Below are 17,971 nucleotides of genomic sequence, written 5' to 3' on the forward strand. Positions count from 1 at the left end.
TTTAGACTCCTGATTCGCGATAGTGGACGTCGCTAACGGCGCGCAGGCGTTCTGCCGCCTGTTCCGCCGTCAGGTCACGCTGGGTTTCCGCCAGCATTTCATAGCCCACCATAAATTTACGCACCGTCGCAGAGCGCAGCAGCGGCGGGTAGAAATGGGCGTGCAACTGCCAGTGCTGATTCTCTTCCCCGTTAAACGGTGCGCCGTGCCAGCCCATGGAGTACGGGAAGGAGCACTGGAACAGGTTGTCGTAACGGCTTGTCAGTTTTTTCAGCGCCAGCGCCAGGTCGTCGCGCTGCGCGTCGCTGAGATCGGTAATGCGCTGAACGTGCGCTTTCGGCAGCAGCAGCGTTTCAAACGGCCAGGCGGCCCAGTAGGGAACGACGGCCAGCCAGTGCTCGGTTTCCACCACGGTACGGCTGCCGTCGGCCAGCTCACGCTGAGTGTAGTCCACCAGCATGGGTGAGCCGTTTTCTGCGAAATAGGCTTTCTGCAGACGATCTTCACGCTCGGCTTCGTTGGGCAGGAAGCTGTTCGCCCAGATCTGGCCGTGTGGATGCGGGTTAGAGCAGCCCATCGCCGCGCCTTTGTTTTCGAACACCTGCACCCACGGATAGCTCTGCCCCAGCTCAGCGGTTTGCGCCTGCCAGGTGCTGACCACCTCTTTCAGCGCGTCCACGCTCAGCTCTGGCAGCGTTTTGCTGTGATCGGGCGAGAAGCAGATCACGCGGCTGGTACCGCGCGCGCTTTCGCAGCGCATCAGCGGGTCGTGGCTTGCGGGGGCGTCCGGCGTGTCAGTCATCAGGGCGGCAAAATCGTTGGTGAAGACGAAGGTGCCCTTGTAGTCCGGGTTTTTATCCCCGGTGACGCGCGTATTGCCCGGACACAGGAAGCAGTCCGGGTCATGCTGTGGCAGCGTCTGTTTTGCAGGCGTCTCCTGCGCCCCCTGCCAGGGGCGCTTGGCGCGATGCGGGGAAACCAAAATCCATTGCCCGCTTAACGGGTTAAAACGACGATGCGGATGATCGACGGGATTAAACGAAGTCATGACGGATCCTTAGTCCGGATATCCTTGCGGGTGGCGTGACTGCCAGTGCCAGGTATCCTGTGCCATTTCATCAAGCGTGCGGGTGACACGCCAGTTCAGCTCTTTATCGGCTTTGGTGGCATCGGCCCAGTAAGCAGGCAGGTCGCCATCACGACGCGGAGCGAAGTGGTAGTTCACCGGCTTACCGCAGGCTTTGCTGAAGGCGTTAACCACGTCCAGCACGCTGCTGCCGACCCCGGCGCCGAGGTTATAAATATGCACGCCCGGTTTGTCAGCCAGCTGCTGCATGGCTGCAACATGGCCGTCTGCCAGATCCATCACGTGGATATAGTCGCGCACGCCGGTGCCGTCTTCGGTGGGATAGTCATTACCAAAAATGGCCAGCGACTCGCGACGGCCTACCGCCACCTGGGCGATGTACGGCATTAAGTTGTTCGGAATACCCTGCGGATCTTCACCCATATCGCCGGACGGATGCGCACCGACCGGGTTAAAGTAGCGCAGCAGCGCGATGCTCCACTCCGGCTGCGCTTTTTGCAGGTCGGTCAGGATCTGCTCCACCATCAGCTTGCTTTTGCCGTACGGGCTTTGCGGCGTACCGGTCGGGAAGCTCTCAACGTAAGGAATTTTTGGCTGATCGCCATAGACGGTGGCGGAGGAGCTAAAGATAAAGTTTTTGACGTTCGCCGCGCGCATGGCGGAGATCAGACGCAGGGTACCGTTGACGTTGTTGTCGTAATACTCAAGCGGTTTCGCAACGGATTCACCAACTGCTTTCAGGCCCGCGAAGTGGATCACCGCTTCGATGGCGTGGTCGTGAAGGATCTCGGTCATCAGCGCTTCGTTGCGGATGTCGCCTTCTACGAAAGTTGGCTGTTTACCGCCAAGACGTTCAATTACCGGCAGCACGCTGCGCTTACTATTGCACAGGTTGTCGAGGATGATCACATCGTGACCATTTTGCAGCAGCTGCACACAGGTATGACTTCCGATGTAACCGCTACCACCTGTTACCAGAACTCGCATAATTCGCTCCATTGGGCTTATGGTATGTAATAACCATAGCATAACAGAGACGCTAAAAGTGTGACATGGGATAAAATAGTGGAATCGTTTACACTCGTTTTCACACTCGCTTTTTCGATGAGTCAGAGCATTCTAGATCAAAGAGATAGCGATGTATTGATGCAAGTTATCTGAAAAGAGGAGGGCGGTGCCCTCCACGGTTAATCGACGCTGCTGAGAAGGTAGCGATAACCCTCGCCGTCCGCGACAAACTCCAGGCGGTGGGTAATGCAGGAAGGGGCATCTTCGGCATGGTGTGAAACGAACAGCAGCTGCGTTTCACCTTCGCTAATCAGCACGTCTACAAAGCGGCGGATCAGCTGCCGGTTGAGCGGATCCAGCCCCTGCAGCGGTTCGTCGAGGATCAGAAGCGTAGGGTGTTTTACCAGCGCGCGAACGATCAGTGCCAGGCGCTGCTGCCCCCACGACAGGCTATGAAACGGCGCGTCAGCGACCCGGCTGTCCATGCCCAGAATATCCAGCCACTGCTGGGCCAGCTTGCGCTGTTTGTCCGACACCGCCTGATAAATGCCGATGGAATCAAAATAGCCGGAAAGGATCACGTTGCGTACCGTGGTACTGACCCGGTAATCAAGATGCAGGCTGCTGCTGACGTAGCCGATGTGCTTTTTGATATCCCAGATGGTTTCGCCGCTGCCGCGACGCCGCCCGAAAAGCGTCAGATCGTTGCTATAGCCCTGCGGGTGATCGCCGACGATCAGGCTCAGCAGCGTTGATTTTCCCGCGCCGTTAGGGCCGATAATCTGCCAGTGCTCGCCAGGATTGACCGTCCAACTGAGGTGGTTAAGGATCGGACGGTCATCATAGGAAACCACCCCGTCGCGCAGAACGATAAGCGGCTGCCGGGGATCGAGACCGTGGCGAGCTGCCGGCGCGTCGGGCTCCGGCAGCGCAATTCCCGCCAGCTTTTCGCTGTGCGCAAGCTGGGCAATGAGCGCCTGCTTGAGCAGCGCAGATTTTTCCCCGGTTTCGATCAGGCTGCAGTCTGCCAGCACGCCCGCGTTCTGCACGAAATCAGGAATTTCATCAAAGCGGTTCAGCACCAGTACGATCGTATAACCTTCCTGAGTCAGAGAGCCCAGCAGGGCGGCAAGCTGGCCGCGGGAGTGAACATCCAGCCCGTCAAAGGGCTCATCCAGAATCAGCAGCTCCGGCTGGCCCATGAGCGCCTGACACAGAAGCGTTTTCCGCGTCTCGCCGGTAGAGAGGTATTTAAACCGCCGGTTCAGCAAAGCGGAGATGCCAAATTGTTCCGCCAGATGCTGGCAGCGAGCGGGATCTTTCACCTCATCCTGAATAATCTCCGCCGCCGTGCGGCCGGTGTCTTCTTCACCAGGACTGAGTAAATCGGTGTTATTGCGCTGCCACTCGTCGCTTACCAGCTTTTGCAGCTGTTCAAAGGACAGGCGCGTCACGCGTTTGAAATGGCTCTGGTATTCGCCTTTGAGAAGGGGAAGCTCTCCGGCCAGCGCGCGGGCCAGCGCGGATTTACCGCTGCCGTTGGTGCCGACAAACGCCCAGCTTTCACCCGCGCGTATTGTCAGATCGGCAATCGTCAGCGTTCGGGTATCGCTAAGACGAAACGTACCTTGCGAAATATGCAATGATGACATGATGTATCCCATTTTTTGCAGCAACTGCTGTCAGGGATACGCACTGTCGGCACGATTGTCAATGCACTCAGCACAATGTGGCGATAATCACCCGGTCTGCGTTGAAATATGCGGTGACGATAGCACCTTCTTCTAAACCGTCCGCCTCGCTGAGCGGGACCGTCGCGCAAAGGGTTTGTCCGTCTGCCAGGGGCATCAGCACCTCGCACTGCTCTTTGCCGCGTTCGATATGGCTGATGGCGCCGCGCAGCTGGTTATCTGCGGCCTTTGCCTTGTCCGGGTCACGCGTGATGTTGACCCAGGGCGCTTTAAGCAACACCAGCACCTCTTTACCTTCGTCCAGATCGAGGCGCTCTGCGCTCTGCGCCGTTATCGCCGCTTTCAGACGGGTGACGCCATCGGCAAGCAGGATCTCAATATGCTGCTGTACCTGGAGATTATCGCGCGCCGTCACCGTACCAAACCACTGGTTGCGGGCGCTGGTCTGTAACGAGAAGCGGGAAATGGCGGCCAGCAAGCTGTCCAGCGGAACGTTATCGTCGTCACTCAATACATCGAACGCTTTTTGCTGGATTTGTCCCAGGAGATCGTAGAGCTGAATCAGACGCTGGCCGTAACGTGTGACGACAGCCCCGCCACCGCCTTTGCCCCCTGTGGCTCTGTCCACCAGCGGTTGTTCGCTCAGGGTGTTCATTTCATTGATGCCATCCCAGGCGCTTTTATAGCTAATCCCGGCATTCCTGGCTCCCTGGCTAATTGAGCCGGTCTGTTCTATCTGTTTAAGCAGGGCAATACGCCGGGGGTCGGCGAAAAGCTTTTGCTGAAGTCGGAGAGTAAGAAGAATTTCGGCCTGCATAACAGTGTCCTGGCAAAAAGAATATTGTGACCCAAATGGTGCAGGGCGCAAAGGGCACCGCACAAAAGGGGATGTTTTTCTTACTTTTCAGGGTAGAATAGCCCATTCACAAAATCTGGAGAAAACCATGTTAGAGTTGTTGAAAAGTCTGGTATTCGCCGTGATCATGGTACCAGTAGTGATGGCCATCATCCTCGGTGCCATCTACGGCCTGGGTGAAGTGTTCAACGTCTTTTCGAATATCGGTCACAGAGACCGTGCGAAAAAGCAGCATTAATTTCCCACAAAACGCCCGGCTTGCCCGGGCGTTTTGCTCTCAAGATTTTTTCATTTTCGCCGATATTATTAAGATATCCGTCCGCCTTACCCCTTGAGCGGTACGATTTACCGCTGGGATCTCCCTGAAGATATCGTTATATTAATTTGTATATAACGCTACTCACAGGAGTTACAGATGGCACGTTCATGGGTACGCCTTTTCGCAGGGGCAACGCTGACGCTTTCACTTACCGGACACGCGCTGGCGGACGAGGGTAAAATCACGGTCTTTGCGGCGGCGTCACTGACCAACGCGCTGCAGGATATCGCGGCGGCGTATAAAAAAGAGAAAAACGTCGAGGTGGTCTCCTCTTTTGCCTCTTCTTCGACGCTGGCGCGCCAGATAGAAGCGGGCGCACCGGCGGATCTGTTCATCTCGGCTGACCAGAAGTGGATGGATTACGCGGCGGAGAAGAGAGCGATTGATGCAACAACCCGCGAAACGCTGCTGGGGAATAGCCTGGTTGTCGTGGCACCAAAAGCCAGCGCGCAGGCGGACATCACCATCAATAAAGAGACCAACTGGATAAATCTGCTGAACGGTGGGCGTCTGGCGGTGGGCGATCCGGAGCACGTTCCGGCCGGGATCTATGCCAAAGAAGCGCTGCAAACGCTGGGGGCATGGGAGACATTGTCGCCGAAGCTGGCCCCGGCGGAAGACGTGCGCGGCGCGCTGGCGCTGGTGGAACGCAACGAAGCTCCGCTGGGCATAGTGTATGGCTCCGATGCCGTTGCCAGCAAAGGCGTGAAGGTGGTGGCAACATTCCCGGAAGATTCCCACAAGAAAGTGGAATATCCTGTCGCGATTGTTGATGGACATAAAAATGCGACCGTAACGGCCTTCCGCGATTATCTGAAGGGGCCGGAGGCGTCCGCAATCTTTAAACGTTATGGATTTACGACTCACTGATGATACTGACCGATCCTGAATGGCAGGCTGTTTTGCTGAGCCTTAAAGTCTCTTCCCTGGCGGTTGCGCTGAGTTTGCCCTTTGGGATCTTCTTTGCCTGGTTACTGGTTCGCTGTCGGTTTCCCGGCAAAGCGCTGCTCGACAGCGTGCTGCATCTCCCCCTGGTTTTACCGCCTGTGGTGGTCGGTTACCTGCTGCTGATTTCGATGGGGCGACGCGGTTTTATCGGCGAAAGGCTCTACGACTGGTTCGGACTCACATTCGCTTTTAGCTGGCGCGGTGCGGTGCTGGCGGCGGCGGTGATGTCATTCCCGCTGATGGTGAGGGCAATCCGCCTCGCGCTGGAAGGCGTGGACATGAAGCTCGAACAGGCGGCCCGCACGCTGGGCGCCGGACGCTGGCGCGTCTTTTTCACCATCACGCTCCCGCTTACGCTGCCGGGCATTATTGTCGGGACGGTGCTGGCCTTCGCCCGCTCGCTGGGCGAGTTCGGCGCGACCATCACGTTTGTGTCGAACATTCCCGGTGAGACGCGAACCATTCCGTCGGCCATGTACACCCTGATTCAGACGCCGGGGGGAGAGAGTGCCGCAGCGCGGCTGTGCATCATCTCAATCGTACTAGCCCTGGTTTCGCTGCTGGTTTCTGAATGGCTGGCGCGGCTGAGCCGCGAGCGGATGGGGAAATAACGATGCTGGAATTGAATTTCACCCAGACGCTGGGAAACCATACCCTGACGCTTAACGAGACGCTGCCTGCAAGCGGCATCACCGCCGTCTTCGGCGTGTCGGGAGCGGGAAAAACGTCTCTGATTAACGCCATCAGCGGCCTGACGCGCCCGCAGTCAGGGCGTATTGTCCTGAATAACCGCGTCCTGAATGACGTGGAGAACAAAGTTTACCTCTCACCGGACAAGCGCCGCATCGGCTACGTTTTCCAGGACGCGCGCTTGTTCCCGCACTACAGCGTGCGCGGCAACCTGCGCTACGGCATGGCGAAAAGCATGGCCGGGCAGTTTGACAAGCTGGTCACGCTTTTAGGCATTGAGCCTCTGCTCGACAGGCTGCCGTCCTCACTCTCCGGCGGAGAAAAACAGCGGGTGGCCATTGGCCGCGCGTTGCTGACCGCCCCCGAACTGCTGCTGCTCGACGAGCCGCTGGCCTCGCTCGATATACCGCGCAAGCGCGAACTTCTGCCTTATCTGCAGCGACTGACGCGTGAAATTAATATTCCGATGCTCTACGTCAGCCATTCGCTGGATGAGATCCTTCATCTGGCCGACAAAGTGCTCGTGCTGGAAGAGGGCAGCGTGAAGGCCTTCGGCAACCTGGAAGAGGTGTGGGGCAGCAGCGTAATGCACCCCTGGTTACCGAGAGAGCAGCAGAGCAGCATCCTGAAGGTCAGCGTTCTGGAACACCATCCGCACTACGCGATGACCGCGCTGGCGCTGGGTGACCAGCATCTGTGGGTCAATAAGATCGATAAACCGTTACAGTCTGCGCTGCGAATTCGCATCCAGGCGTCGGACGTCTCGCTGGTGCTGCAGCCGCCGCTGCAAACCAGTATTCGCAATATTCTGCGCGCCAAAGTGGCGGAGTGTTTTGATGATAACGGGCAGGTGGAGGTGAAGCTTGAAGTCGGCAGCAGGACGCTCTGGGCGCGCATCAGCCCGTGGGCCAGGGATGAGTTAGCAATCAAGCCCGGCCTGTGGCTTTACGCGCAAATTAAGAGCGTCTCAATCACCGCCTGATTACAGCAGGTGGGTATAAATGTACTGCGCGATGCTGTCGGTGGTGTTGTCGCCAATCACCACGTTGGCGCGCGCTTTCACCGCGTCGTCGGCATTGCCCATCGCCACGCCCGTACCGGCGGCTTCCAGCATGCTGATGTCGTTGTAGTTATCGCCGAAGGCGATCACGTCCTGCATCGACCCGCCTTTTGATTCCACATACTGCGTCAGGCGCTTGCCTTTGCTGTTACCCTTGCGGGCAATATCCACCTGGTCATGCCAGGACCATTCGCACTCCAGCCCCAGCGTTTCCTCGACGTGCTTCGCGAAGGTATTCAGTTTGGTGGTGTCTTCATCCGTCAGGGCGAATTTCCAGATAGCCTCAACATCCCGGGCCGCCTGGCGCAGGGAGGAAACCTGGGTAAAGACCGGGCGCTGCGCTTCAGGCAGGGACAATGCCCAGTTGCTGGTGCGCACCACGTGGCCGGTAGGGCGCTCGTACACCATCGCGTTATCTACGTACATGAGACCGTGTACGTCATGCTCATCCAGCAGATCAATCAGTTGCAGCGCCTGCGGAACCGGCAGCGGGTCGGCGGCTAAAACCTTTTTTGCCTGATAATCATACAAATAAGTGCCATTACAACAAATTGCAGGTGTATCTAGCGCCAGTGCCTGATAAAAAGGGTGAATGGCAACGTGATGTCGACCCGTTACGATAAGGAGTTGATACCCCACTTCCTGCGCACGTTTAAGCGCTTCAAGGGAGGAGGGGAGCAGGGTTTTCTGAGGGGTAAGTAATGTTCCGTCTAAATCCAGTGCAATCACACGCGAGGTCATTTGTTCTTCCGGGTTAATGTTGAATTTTAGGTCTCAGGGGATGTTACACCGAGAGTAAATCGCTGCAAAATTCCTGGCTAAAATTCAGCATTCACCGTTAAAAATAATCACTTTCACGTGCAGTGAGGAAAGGAGTATTCATGAAACAAACCGTTTATACCGCCAGTCCTGAAAGTCAGCAGATCCACGTCTGGCGCTTGAATGCAGAAGGTTCGCTCACGCTGGTTCAGGTTGTTGATGTGCCGGGCCAGGTGCAACCGATGGTCATCAGCCCGGATAAACGTTTCTTGTACGTGGGTGTGCGTCCGGAGTTTCGCGTGCTGGCCTACCGCATCTCTCCTGACGACGGCGCGCTGACCTACACCGCTGAAGCGCCACTGCCGGGCAGCCCGACTCACATCTCGACCGATCGTAAAGGCAACTTCGTTTTCAGCGGCTCCTATAATGCGGGCTGCGTCAGCGTGACGCGACTTGAAGATGGTATTCCGACGGATACCGTGGATGTGGTGGAAGGGCTGGAAGGCTGTCACTCGGCGAATATCTCTCCGGACAACCGCACGCTGTGGGTGCCTGCGCTGAAGCAGGATCGTATCTGCCTGTTCACCCTGAGCGACGATGGTCACCTGGTGGCGCAGAATCCGGCTGAGGTCACCACCGTTGAGGGCGCAGGTCCTCGCCATATGGTCTTCCACCCGAACCAGCAATATGCCTACGTCGTCAATGAACTGAACAGCTCTGTGGACGTATGGGAACTGAAAGATCCAAACGGTCAGATTGAGTGCGTGCAGACGCTGGATATGATGCCGTCTGACTTCTCCGATACCCGCTGGGCGGCGGATATTCATATCACGCCGGATGGCCGCCACCTTTACGCCTGCGACCGTACCTCCAGCCTGATTACCGTGTTTAGCGTCTCTGAAGACGGCAGCGTGCTGGCGATTGAAGGTTTCCAGCCAACGGAAACCCAGCCGCGCGGCTTTAATATCGATCACAGCGGTAAATACCTGATTGCGGCGGGGCAGAAATCCCACCACATCGCGCTGTATGAAATCAAAGGCGAGCAGGGGCTGCTGGAAGAGAAAGGACGGTACGCCGTCGGCCAGGGGCCAATGTGGGTAGTGGTAAACGCTCACTAAGCCGCTAAAAACAAAAAACCTCGCGAATGCGAGGTTTTTTATGCCCGGTGGTTGCCGGGTGAGCACATCAAAACGTAACCAACACGTCCATCATAATATTGGCTTAAGGTGATGTAAATTCATCATCAACGAAAAAAAGAGATTATGAGACGATGGTGGATATTAATATTCAGTATAAACAGTTACTTATTTGTTTTCTCTTTATAAATTCCTAAACTCCATTTAACTGTTTTTATGTACAGTAATGGTCTGATATCATTCTGTTCGTTGGTTTGATGTGTTGCAGTTCCGCAATTCAGGATCCGTTTCAAGTCCTGGCTGTCGGGTGGTGCCGACAGTGCCTAAACTGCGGAGCACGTCAAAACATAACCAACACACCTCTGGTGACAGGCAGCGGAAAGGTAAATCAGAGGAGAAGTGCTCTATACCAAAGGAGTGGCGTATGAGCGGTGTGGAATGGGCAATTCTGTTCCTGCAACTCATGGTTGCGATTATGCAACTATTGGATGCGTATCTTAAGTTTGGTGCCTGACGTATCCAGTCGCAGTAAAAAGGGGGATTAACATCCCCCTTTTACTCTTATCTTACTGCTTCGGCTCAGCGACCACGTTACTGCCCAGACCGCGGTTGTTGTATTCCCACATGCGGTTGAAGTTCGCGTCGTTCAGGTTGCGCTGCACGTTCCCTTTATCATCCATCGTACCGGTATTGCCGGAGAACGGACGTTTGGAGACAGCGGCATCAGCCCACGGCTTCGCCACGTTAAAGCCTTCGTTGATCACGCTGTCGCGGATCACGACCTGGCCGTTAGTGGCAGAGTCCACGTCCAGGGAGCGTCCCAGCTGCGCCACGCCGTCACCGGCCGCGTTGAAGCGGCTGTTCACGGCCAGGAAGCCGTAGAAGAGGTTAGACTGAGTTGCTGGCGCAAACACGTAACCTTCCTGCTGAGTGCGTGAGTTCACCACGCGGAAATCGGTATTATCAAACACTACCGCGCCGCGACCGGACACCAGATCCACGTCACCTTCAACGTAGCTGTTGGTCACCAGCGTACGGGTCAGGCGGTTATTCTGCAGGGTGTTCTGCACGCCGCTGTTGGTCACGAAGAAGGTGTTCTGACGACCCAGAATGTTGACGTTGTTAATCTGCACCTTATCGCCATCGCTACGCAGCGCAACGGCCTGGTGGTTACCGGCATCCACGCTGTCGCCCAGGGTATTCTGGATGGTCAGGTTCTGCAGCTGCAGGCCGTTATTTTGAGACCAGAATACCGCCGAGCACATCACGCCAACGGTGGCGGAACGCTTGCTCTGGCAGTTATCAAACATATACCACGCCGGTTTGCCCGGCATATATTTGCCGGCCGGGTTCACCAGGTGACGCCAGGTGTTGTTGTCAATTTCGGAATCAATCGCCAGGCCAATTTTTACGTCGAGCGCTTTTTCGCCCAGACCGTAAATCGTAATGCTGCCCGGGGCCGCCGGAACATACACGGTGCCTTCATATTCACCCGGCAGGATCGCGATGTACTGGCGAGACGCGCTGTGTTTAGTAATGGCCGCGTCAACCGCAGCCTGAATGGAGGTGTGCGTAACGCCCTGCGCACCCGCCGGGCCAACCACGAAGTCAGGCTGTTTTGGCAGGTTAATTGAAGACGGTGTCCACGGCGCGGCGTTAGGATCCATTGCCGAGAAGTAGTGGGCACGGTCGAAGTTCTTCGCTTCATCTGCGGACAAAATCGGGCGGGAAGCGGTACCGGGCGCTACCTGCTCAGAAGGTCGCTGATCCGGTGGTGTTGAACTGCATGCGGATAATGTCACGCCAAAGGCGAGCGCTAACGCCAGACGGGAAATCCTGGAAATGTTCAAGGTGAAGCTCCTGGGTATGCAAGTCTTTACGGGATAGACGAAATAGCCTGCTTTTTTATACTAAGTTGAGCGAAACGGGAAGATAAAAAGGGTAAAAGTTGCATTTTTTGCCATGAGGTGACGGGAAAGTCATCACAAATAAATAACATTTTCCCTCAAGGCGGTTGACAGCAGACGATGGATGCAAATAAATGTCTATACAACCCATGACAAGTGGAATGCCCATGCAGCTTCATCCTGACGATGTAATATGGCGAAATGCGCGACTGGCAACAATGGTTCCCGACACATCCGCGCCCTATGGCCTGAAAGAGCAGCACGCCCTGGTCGTGCGCGGTCAAACTATCCTTGCCGTGATCCCTGAATCTGACATTCCTGCCGGACACCGTCACGTCGTCGATCTTGAGGGACGTCTGGTCACGCCAGGCCTGATTGACTGCCATACCCACCTGGTGTTCGGCGGTGACCGCGCGGCGGAGTGGGAGCAGCGTCTGAACGGCGTCTCTTATCAAACCATCAGCGCCCAGGGGGGCGGGATTAACGCCACCGTGACGGCAACGCGCGGCAGTTCACCGGAAACCCTGCTGACACTGGCGCAGCAACGGCTCCAGCGTCTGATGAATGAAGGTGTGACGACCGTTGAAATCAAATCGGGATACGGACTCAACGCCGAGGCCGAAGAGAAGATGCTGCAGGTTGCCCGCCAGCTGAGCCTCAATAATCCGATCGATATCAGCGCAACGCTGCTGGCCGCACACGCCGTACCAGCGGAATACCGGCAGGATCCGGATGCGTACCTCACGCTGGTCTGTGAGCAGATCCTGCCCACGCTGTGGCAAAAAGAGTTATATGAAGCAGTAGACGTGTTTTGTGAAAACGTCGGCTTTACCCCGTCGCAAACCGAGCGCCTCTTCCAGGCCGCGACCGCGCTCGGAATCCCGGTGAAGGGACATGTTGAACAGCTGTCGAATCAGGGCGGCGCGGCGCTGGTGAGCCAATATAACGGGCTGTCGGCCGATCATATCGAATATCTCGATGACGCAGGCGTTCAGGCGATGGCGGAAAGCGGCACGGTTGCGGTATTGCTTCCCGGCGCGTTCTATTTTCTTCAGGAGCGCCAGCGTCCGCCGGTTGAACGGCTCAGAAAACAGGGGGTCCCGATGGCCGTCGCCACCGACTATAACCCCGGCACCAGCCCGTTTGCCAGCCTGCACCTGGCGATGAATATGGCCTGCGTCCAGTTTGGCCTCACACCGGAAGAGGCCTGGGCTGGCGTCACGCGGCATGCGGCGCAGGCGCTGGGGCGCGGTGCTACCCACGGGCAGCTGCGGGCGGGGTTTGTCGCTGATTTTATCGTCTGGGATGCTCGCCACCCGGTGGAGATGGTCTACGAGCCGGGGCGCAACCCGCTTTATCAACGCGTTTTCCGTGGGGAGGCAGTATGAGGTTATGGCGGCCCGTAGCCGAAACCGTCTGGCAGGGGCGCGACGACAGCGCCGAGGCCAGCAATGCAACGCGCATTTTCCAGACGATACACCATCAGGCGCAGTTTACGCCGCTTTCATCCGGCATTGCGCTGATAGGCTTTGAATGTGATGCAGGGGTTAAACGCAATCAGGGCAGGCCTGGCGCCGTACAGGCTCCTGATATCCTGCGCAAAGCGCTGGCAAATATGGCAAGCCATCAGGGGCACGAACGGCTGGCGGATATGGGCTCGGTGTACGTTGAGGGCGATGAGCTGGAAGCGGCACAGCAGGCGTTAAGCGATGCCGTCACGGCCTGCCAGCAGTCCGGGATGCGCACGCTGGTGTTTGGCGGCGGGCACGAAACCGCCTGGGCGCATGGTCGGGGGATTCTGGATGCGTTCCCTGGAGAGCGTGTGACGGTGATAAATCTGGATGCGCATCTTGACCTGCGCAAGGCCGACCGGGCGACGTCCGGTACGCCGTTTCGTCAGTTGGCTAACTACTGCGATGAACGCGGGAGCGAGTTTCGCTACGCCTGCTTTGGCGTCAGCCGCGCGGCGAACACCCAGGCACTGTGGGATGAGGCCGAACGCCTGAACGTCAGGCTGGTAGAGGATCTCCATTTCAGGCGCGAGGCCCTACCGGCGCTGGAAAAGGTGCTGGCGCAGGCCGATCGCGTCTACCTGACGATCGATCTGGACGTTCTGCCCGCAAGCGAAATGCCTGCCGTTTCCGCCCCGGCCGCGTTAGGAGTCCCGGCGCTGGATCTGCTGCCGGTTATCGAACAAATCTGCCGCAGCGGTAAGCTGCAGGCCGCCGATCTGGTAGAGTTTAACCCGCAGTACGATCGGGACGGACAGGGCGCAAAGCTCGCCGCCCGTCTGGCCTGGCAAATTGCTCACTGGTGGGCATAACACTATTTAAGGAGTCATGATGTTTTCACGCTCGCCCCTGCCGCAGCCGAGCCCTCCCGCGCCTTTCTATGAAAAGGTGAAGCAGGCGATCAGCGAAAAAATCGCAACCGGCGTCTGGCGCCCGCACGACCGCATTCCGTCGGAGGCCGAGCTGGTGGCCCAGTTCGGTTTTAGCCGGATGACCGTCAACCGGGCGCTGAGAGAGCTGACCGACGAAGGGCTTCTGGTGCGCCTGCAGGGAGTTGGCACCTTCGTGGCGGAACCCAAAGGGCAATCTGCCCTGTTTGAAATCCGCAGCATCGCGGACGAAATTGCCGCACGTAATCATCATCACCGGTGCGAAGTGCTGGTGCTGGAAGAGACCCAGGCCAGCGTCGAGCAGGCCGCAGAGCTGAACGTCAAAGAAGGCAGCCGCATCTTCCACTCCGTGATGGTGCATTTTGAAAACGACATTCCGGTGCAGATTGAAGATCGCTGCGTCAACGCAGAGCGGATACCGGACTATCTCAATCAGGATTACACCCAAACTACGCCACATGCCTATCTCTCGCTCGTCGCTCCGCTGACGGAAGGGGAGCACATTGTGGAGGCCGTGCGCGCCACGCCGCAGGAGTGCGAACGGCTGCGCATTAAAGAGCATGATCCGTGCCTGCTGATCCGCCGTCGTACCTGGTCGTCATCGCACATCGTGTCGCATGCCCGGCTGCTCTTCCCGGGTAACCGTTACCGGCTACAGGGCCACTTTATGTCATAAGTTTTATAAGCGTGATCGCTAACGCAATATAACAAAATTGTATCTTTTTTGTTAAATACGATCTTGTGTGTGCTTGTCTATACAAGTATATCTAAATGTATCATCTGTCCCTTATGAGGAGCACACAATGTCGTCAGGTAAATACCGTCAGCAGGACGTCCGCGCCGCGCGCGGCACCACGCTTACCGCCAAAAGCTGGCTCACCGAAGCCCCGCTGCGCATGTTGATGAACAACCTCGATCCCGAGGTGGCGGAAAATCCCCACGAGCTGGTGGTCTACGGCGGCATAGGCCGCGCCGCGCGCAACTGGGAATGCTATGACGCCATTGTACAATCCCTGACCGAACTCGAACACGACGAAACCCTGCTGGTGCAGTCCGGCAAGCCGGTTGGCGTGTTCAAAACCCATAAAAACGCGCCGCGTGTGCTGATCGCCAACTCTAACCTGGTGCCGCACTGGGCCACCTGGGAACACTTCAACGAGCTGGATTCGAAAGGGCTGGCGATGTATGGCCAGATGACCGCCGGTAGCTGGATCTACATCGGCAGCCAGGGGATTGTTCAGGGAACCTACGAAACCTTCGTGGAGGCCGGTCGCCAGCACTATAACGGCTCGCTCAAAGGCCGCTGGGTATTGACCGCGGGTCTCGGCGGCATGGGCGGCGCGCAGCCGCTGGCCGCCACGCTTGCCGGCGCCTGCTCGCTGAACATTGAGTGCCAGCAGAGCCGCATTGATTTCCGTCTGCGCACCCGCTACGTCGATGAACAGGCAACCGATCTGGACGATGCGCTGGCGCGCATTAAAAAATACACCGCCGAAGGCAAAGCCGTGTCGATTGCCCTGTGCGGCAACGCGGCGGATATTCTGCCGGAGCTGGTTGCCCGCGGCGTGCGCCCGGATCTCGTCACCGACCAGACCAGCGCCCACGATCCGCTGCACGGCTACCTGCCAAAAGGCTGGGCGTGGGAAGAATACCAGCAAAAAGCGGAGACCGACCCGGAAGGCACCGTGCTTGCCGCGAAACGCTCTATGGCCGAACACGTTTCTGCCATGCTGGCCTTCAGCCAGATGGGGATTCCGACCTTTGACTACGGCAACAACATCCGCCAGATGGCGAAAGAGATGGGCGTGAATAACGCTTTCGACTTCCCCGGCTTCGTGCCTGCCTATATTCGCCCGCTGTTCTGCCGCGGCATCGGCCCGTTCCGCTGGGTTGCCCTGTCCGGCGATCCGCAGGATATCTACAAAACTGATGCCAAAGTGAAGGAGATCGTTGCGGATGACAAACATCTGCACCACTGGCTGGACATGGCCCGCGAGCGCATCAGCTTCCAGGGCCTGCCGGCGCGCATCTGCTGGGTTGGGCTGGAGTGGCGGCAAAAGCTGGGCCTCGCCTTCAACGAAATGGTGCGCAGCGGTGAAGTCTCCGCGCCGATCGTCATTGGCCGCGACCACCTGGACTCCGGCTCCGTTGCCAGCCCGAACCGCGAAACCGAAGCCATGCGCGACGGCTCGGATGCGGTCTCCGACTGGCCGCTGCTCAACGCCCTTCTGAACACCGCCAGCGGCGCGACCTGGGTCTCGCTGCACCACGGCGGCGGCGTGGGGATGGGCTTCTCCCAGCATTCCGGGATGGTCATCGTCTGTGACGGTACCGATGAAGCCGCCGCGCGTATCGCTCGCGTGCTGCACAACGACCCGGCAACCGGCGTGATGCGTCACGCGGATGCGGGTTACGAGATTGCCATTGACTGTGCCAAAGAGCAGGGGCTGAACCTGCCGATGATCCCTGCCACACAAGGAAAGCATGAATGAACGCCTTAACACTCACTCCCGGCTCGCTGACGCTCAAACAGCTGCGTAACGTCTGGCGTAAACCGGTCACCCTTTCGCTGGATGAAAGCGCTCACGCCGCCATTAATGACAGCGTCGCCTGCGTTGAAGCCATCGTGGCCGAGGGGCGCACCGCCTACGGGATTAACACCGGCTTTGGCCTGCTGGCGCAGACCCGCATCGCCACGCACGATCTGGAAAACTTACAGCGTTCGCTGGTGCTGTCGCACGCGGCGGGCGTGGGTCAGCCGCTGGATGATGAGATTGTCCGCCTGATGATGGTGCTCAAAATTAACAGCCTGGCGCGCGGTTTCTCGGGCATTCGCCTGAGCGTCATCCAGGCGCTGATGGCGCTGGTGAATGCAGAGGTCTACCCGTGGATCCCGGCCAAAGGTTCCGTAGGCGCATCCGGCGACCTCGCGCCGCTGGCGCACATGTCGCTGCTGCTGCTGGGCGAAGGCAAAGCGCGTTGGCAGGGCGAGTGGCTGCCTGCGAAGGAGGCACTGAAAAAAGCCGGATTAACGCCAATTACGCTGGCGGCGAAAGAGGGGCTGGCACTGCTGAACGGCACTCAGGCATCGACGGCCTTCGCGCTGCGCGGCCTGTTTGAAGCGGAAGATCTGTTTGCCTCGGCGGTAGTGTGCGGTGCGCTGACCACCGAAGCCGTGCTGGGCTCGCGTCGCCCGTTCGACGCCCGCATCCACGCGGTGCGCGGCCAGCGCGGGCAGATTGATGCCGCCGCGATGTACCGCCACGTGCTTACCGACACCAGCGAAATTGCCGATTCACACCATAACTGCGAGAAGGTTCAGGATCCGTATTCCCTGCGCTGCCAGCCGCAGGTGATGGGCGCGTGCCTGACGCAGCTGCGCCAGGCGGCAGAGGTGCTGCTGGTGGAGGCCAACGCGGTGTCCGATAACCCGCTGGTGTTCGCCCAGGAAAACGAGGTGGTCTCCGGAGGCAACTTCCACGCTGAGCCGGTGGCGATGGCGGCGGATAACATCGCGCTGGCGATTGCCGAAGTCGGCGCGTTGTCCGAGCGCCGCATTGCGCTGATGATGGATAAACATATGTCCCAGCTGCCGCCGTTCCTGGTGCGTAATGGTGGGGTCAACTCGGGATTTATGATTGCCCAGGTGACCGCAGCCGCGCTGGCAAGCGAGAACAAAGCCCTGTCGCACCCGCACAGCGTGGACAGCCTGCCGACGTCTGCAAACCAGGAAGATCACGTTTCGATGGCGCCGGCTGCCGGGCGTCGTCTGTGGGAAATGGCCTCAAACACCCGCGGCGTGCTGGCGGTGGAGTGGCTGGCGGCGTGTCAGGGTATCGATCTGCGTGATGGGCTTAAATCCAGCCCGCTGCTGGAGCAGGCGCGTCAGGAACTGCGCGAGCACGTTACGCACTACGATGATGACCGCTTCTTTGCGCCGGATATTGATAAGGCGATGCAGCTTCTGGAAGAGGGGCGGCTGGTGGGGCTGTTGCCTTCCGTACTGTGATGGTTCCCCTCACCCCGGCCCTCTCCCCATAAGGGAGAGGGTGTTCAAGTTCCCTCTCCCCTATGGGGAGAGGGCTAGGGTGAGGGGCCATTAATTCGCT

Annotated in this window: 17 protein-coding genes; 11 read left to right on the forward strand and 6 right to left on the reverse strand. The window is 58.1% G+C overall.

The window, feature by feature from the left end; genetic code table 11:
• Position 1: 1 nt before the first annotated feature.
• From galT to modE, 4 genes are all read right to left on the reverse strand, one after another.
• Entirely contained in the window at positions 2-1,048 is a 1,047-nt protein-coding gene (galT, locus tag V1603_RS09910) for a galactose-1-phosphate uridylyltransferase (protein ID WP_163330754.1), read from the reverse strand.
• Positions 1,049-1,057: 9 nt separating this feature from the next.
• Positions 1,058-2,074 carry a UDP-glucose 4-epimerase GalE gene (galE, locus tag V1603_RS09915; RefSeq protein WP_041910754.1) on the reverse strand — a complete coding sequence of 339 codons (1,017 nt, stop codon included), beginning with the start codon at positions 2,072-2,074 and terminating at the stop codon, positions 1,058-1,060.
• 200 nt (positions 2,075-2,274) lie between these two features.
• The gene (modF, locus tag V1603_RS09920; RefSeq protein WP_395313851.1) at positions 2,275-3,747 is read right to left on the reverse strand and encodes a molybdate ABC transporter ATP-binding protein ModF; all 1,473 of its coding nucleotides are present in this window, start codon (positions 3,745-3,747) and stop codon (positions 2,275-2,277) included.
• Positions 3,748-3,814: 67 nt separating this feature from the next.
• Positions 3,815-4,603, reverse strand: coding sequence for a molybdenum-dependent transcriptional regulator (modE, locus tag V1603_RS09925; protein WP_232935965.1), 789 nt, complete (start codon positions 4,601-4,603; stop codon positions 3,815-3,817).
• 127 nt (positions 4,604-4,730) lie between these two features.
• Between modE and V1603_RS09930 the strand changes: the two genes are divergently transcribed.
• The 4 genes from V1603_RS09930 to modC all read left to right on the forward strand — a co-directional run bounded on the left by V1603_RS09930 (position 4,731) and on the right by modC (position 7,581).
• Positions 4,731-4,880, forward strand: coding sequence for an AcrZ family multidrug efflux pump-associated protein (locus V1603_RS09930; RefSeq protein ID WP_013097516.1), 150 nt, complete (start codon positions 4,731-4,733; stop codon positions 4,878-4,880).
• 177 nt (positions 4,881-5,057) lie between these two features.
• A complete protein-coding gene (gene modA / locus V1603_RS09935) occupies positions 5,058-5,831 on the forward strand; it encodes a molybdate ABC transporter substrate-binding protein (RefSeq protein ID WP_116343350.1) in 774 nt (257 codons plus the stop codon).
• On the forward strand, positions 5,831-6,520 hold the full coding sequence (gene modB / locus V1603_RS09940; protein WP_116343351.1) for a molybdate ABC transporter permease subunit: 690 nt from the start codon (positions 5,831-5,833) through the stop codon (positions 6,518-6,520). The genes modA and modB overlap by 1 nt, the downstream gene beginning before the upstream one ends.
• Positions 6,521-6,522: 2 nt before the next feature.
• A complete protein-coding gene (gene modC, locus V1603_RS09945; RefSeq protein WP_116343352.1) occupies positions 6,523-7,581 on the forward strand; it encodes a molybdenum ABC transporter ATP-binding protein ModC in 1,059 nt (352 codons plus the stop codon).
• Here modC and V1603_RS09950 read toward each other — a convergent pair whose 3' ends face one another.
• Positions 7,582-8,400 (reverse strand): pyridoxal phosphatase, encoded by an 819-nt coding sequence (locus V1603_RS09950; RefSeq protein WP_232935967.1) that lies wholly within the window; start codon positions 8,398-8,400, stop codon positions 7,582-7,584. It lies immediately after the preceding gene.
• 140 nt (positions 8,401-8,540) lie between these two features.
• On the opposite strand from V1603_RS09950, the gene pgl reads away from it, so the two are divergent.
• The gene (gene pgl, locus V1603_RS09955; protein ID WP_116343354.1) at positions 8,541-9,536 is read left to right on the forward strand and encodes a 6-phosphogluconolactonase; all 996 of its coding nucleotides are present in this window, start codon (positions 8,541-8,543) and stop codon (positions 9,534-9,536) included.
• Between the two features lie 442 nt (positions 9,537-9,978).
• Positions 9,979-10,068: a type I toxin-antitoxin system toxin TisB gene (gene tisB / locus V1603_RS09960; protein ID WP_023332440.1), complete on the forward strand. Its 90-nt coding sequence runs from the start codon at positions 9,979-9,981 to the stop codon at positions 10,066-10,068.
• A 52-nt stretch (positions 10,069-10,120) separates the two neighbouring features.
• Here tisB and V1603_RS09965 read toward each other — a convergent pair whose 3' ends face one another.
• Positions 10,121-11,404: a putative acyl-CoA thioester hydrolase gene (locus V1603_RS09965; protein ID WP_116343355.1), complete on the reverse strand. Its 1,284-nt coding sequence runs from the start codon at positions 11,402-11,404 to the stop codon at positions 10,121-10,123.
• A 224-nt stretch (positions 11,405-11,628) separates the two neighbouring features.
• Here V1603_RS09965 and hutI point away from each other — a divergent pair, with 224 nt between their 5' ends.
• The 5 genes from hutI (at position 11,629) to hutH (ending at position 17,871) form a co-directional block, all read left to right on the forward strand.
• Positions 11,629-12,849 (forward strand): imidazolonepropionase, encoded by a 1,221-nt coding sequence (gene hutI, locus V1603_RS09970; RefSeq protein WP_163330759.1) that lies wholly within the window; start codon positions 11,629-11,631, stop codon positions 12,847-12,849.
• Positions 12,846-13,784, forward strand: coding sequence for a formimidoylglutamase (gene hutG / locus V1603_RS09975; RefSeq protein ID WP_395313852.1), 939 nt, complete (start codon positions 12,846-12,848; stop codon positions 13,782-13,784). Before hutI ends, hutG begins: the two co-directional genes overlap by 4 nt.
• A 19-nt stretch (positions 13,785-13,803) precedes the next feature.
• Complete coding sequence (locus V1603_RS09980; protein ID WP_116343358.1) at positions 13,804-14,538, forward strand: histidine utilization repressor; 735 nt, start codon at positions 13,804-13,806, stop codon at positions 14,536-14,538.
• Positions 14,539-14,665: 127 nt separating this feature from the next.
• Positions 14,666-16,354, forward strand: coding sequence for a urocanate hydratase (hutU, locus tag V1603_RS09985; RefSeq protein WP_395313853.1), 1,689 nt, complete (start codon positions 14,666-14,668; stop codon positions 16,352-16,354).
• A complete protein-coding gene (gene hutH / locus V1603_RS09990; protein WP_320720448.1) occupies positions 16,351-17,871 on the forward strand; it encodes a histidine ammonia-lyase in 1,521 nt (506 codons plus the stop codon). Before hutU ends, hutH begins: the two co-directional genes overlap by 4 nt.
• The last annotated feature ends 100 nt before the right edge of the window (positions 17,872-17,971 follow it).

Source organism: Enterobacter sp. ECC-219 (assembly GCF_043966805.1).
GTDB lineage: Bacteria > Pseudomonadota > Gammaproteobacteria > Enterobacterales > Enterobacteriaceae > Enterobacter > Enterobacter cloacae_N.

Bases quoted from the DNA above. Each gene is read 5' to 3' on its own strand.
- modE (WP_232935965.1), bottom strand. From the start codon at position 4,603: ATGCAGGCCGAAATTCTTCTTACTCTCCGACTTCAGCAAAAGCTTTTC.
- galE (WP_041910754.1), bottom strand. From the start codon at position 2,074: ATGCGAGTTCTGGTAACAGGTGGTAGCGGTTACATCGGAAGTCATACC.
- pgl (WP_116343354.1), top strand. From the start codon at position 8,541: ATGAAACAAACCGTTTATACCGCCAGTCCTGAAAGTCAGCAGATCCAC.
- V1603_RS09930 (WP_013097516.1), top strand. From the start codon at position 4,731: ATGTTAGAGTTGTTGAAAAGTCTGGTATTCGCCGTGATCATGGTACCA.
- hutI (WP_163330759.1), top strand. From the start codon at position 11,629: ATGCAGCTTCATCCTGACGATGTAATATGGCGAAATGCGCGACTGGCA.
- modB (WP_116343351.1), top strand. From the start codon at position 5,831: ATGATACTGACCGATCCTGAATGGCAGGCTGTTTTGCTGAGCCTTAAA.
- hutH (WP_320720448.1), top strand. From the start codon at position 16,351: ATGAACGCCTTAACACTCACTCCCGGCTCGCTGACGCTCAAACAGCTG.
- V1603_RS09980 (WP_116343358.1), top strand. From the start codon at position 13,804: ATGTTTTCACGCTCGCCCCTGCCGCAGCCGAGCCCTCCCGCGCCTTTC.
- hutU (WP_395313853.1), top strand. From the start codon at position 14,666: ATGTCGTCAGGTAAATACCGTCAGCAGGACGTCCGCGCCGCGCGCGGC.
- modF (WP_395313851.1), bottom strand. From the start codon at position 3,747: ATGTCATCATTGCATATTTCGCAAGGTACGTTTCGTCTTAGCGATACC.
- modA (WP_116343350.1), top strand. From the start codon at position 5,058: ATGGCACGTTCATGGGTACGCCTTTTCGCAGGGGCAACGCTGACGCTT.
- modC (WP_116343352.1), top strand. From the start codon at position 6,523: ATGCTGGAATTGAATTTCACCCAGACGCTGGGAAACCATACCCTGACG.
- galT (WP_163330754.1), bottom strand. From the start codon at position 1,048: ATGACTTCGTTTAATCCCGTCGATCATCCGCATCGTCGTTTTAACCCG.
- hutG (WP_395313852.1), top strand. From the start codon at position 12,846: ATGAGGTTATGGCGGCCCGTAGCCGAAACCGTCTGGCAGGGGCGCGAC.
- tisB (WP_023332440.1), top strand. From the start codon at position 9,979: ATGAGCGGTGTGGAATGGGCAATTCTGTTCCTGCAACTCATGGTTGCG.
- V1603_RS09950 (WP_232935967.1), bottom strand. From the start codon at position 8,400: ATGACCTCGCGTGTGATTGCACTGGATTTAGACGGAACATTACTTACC.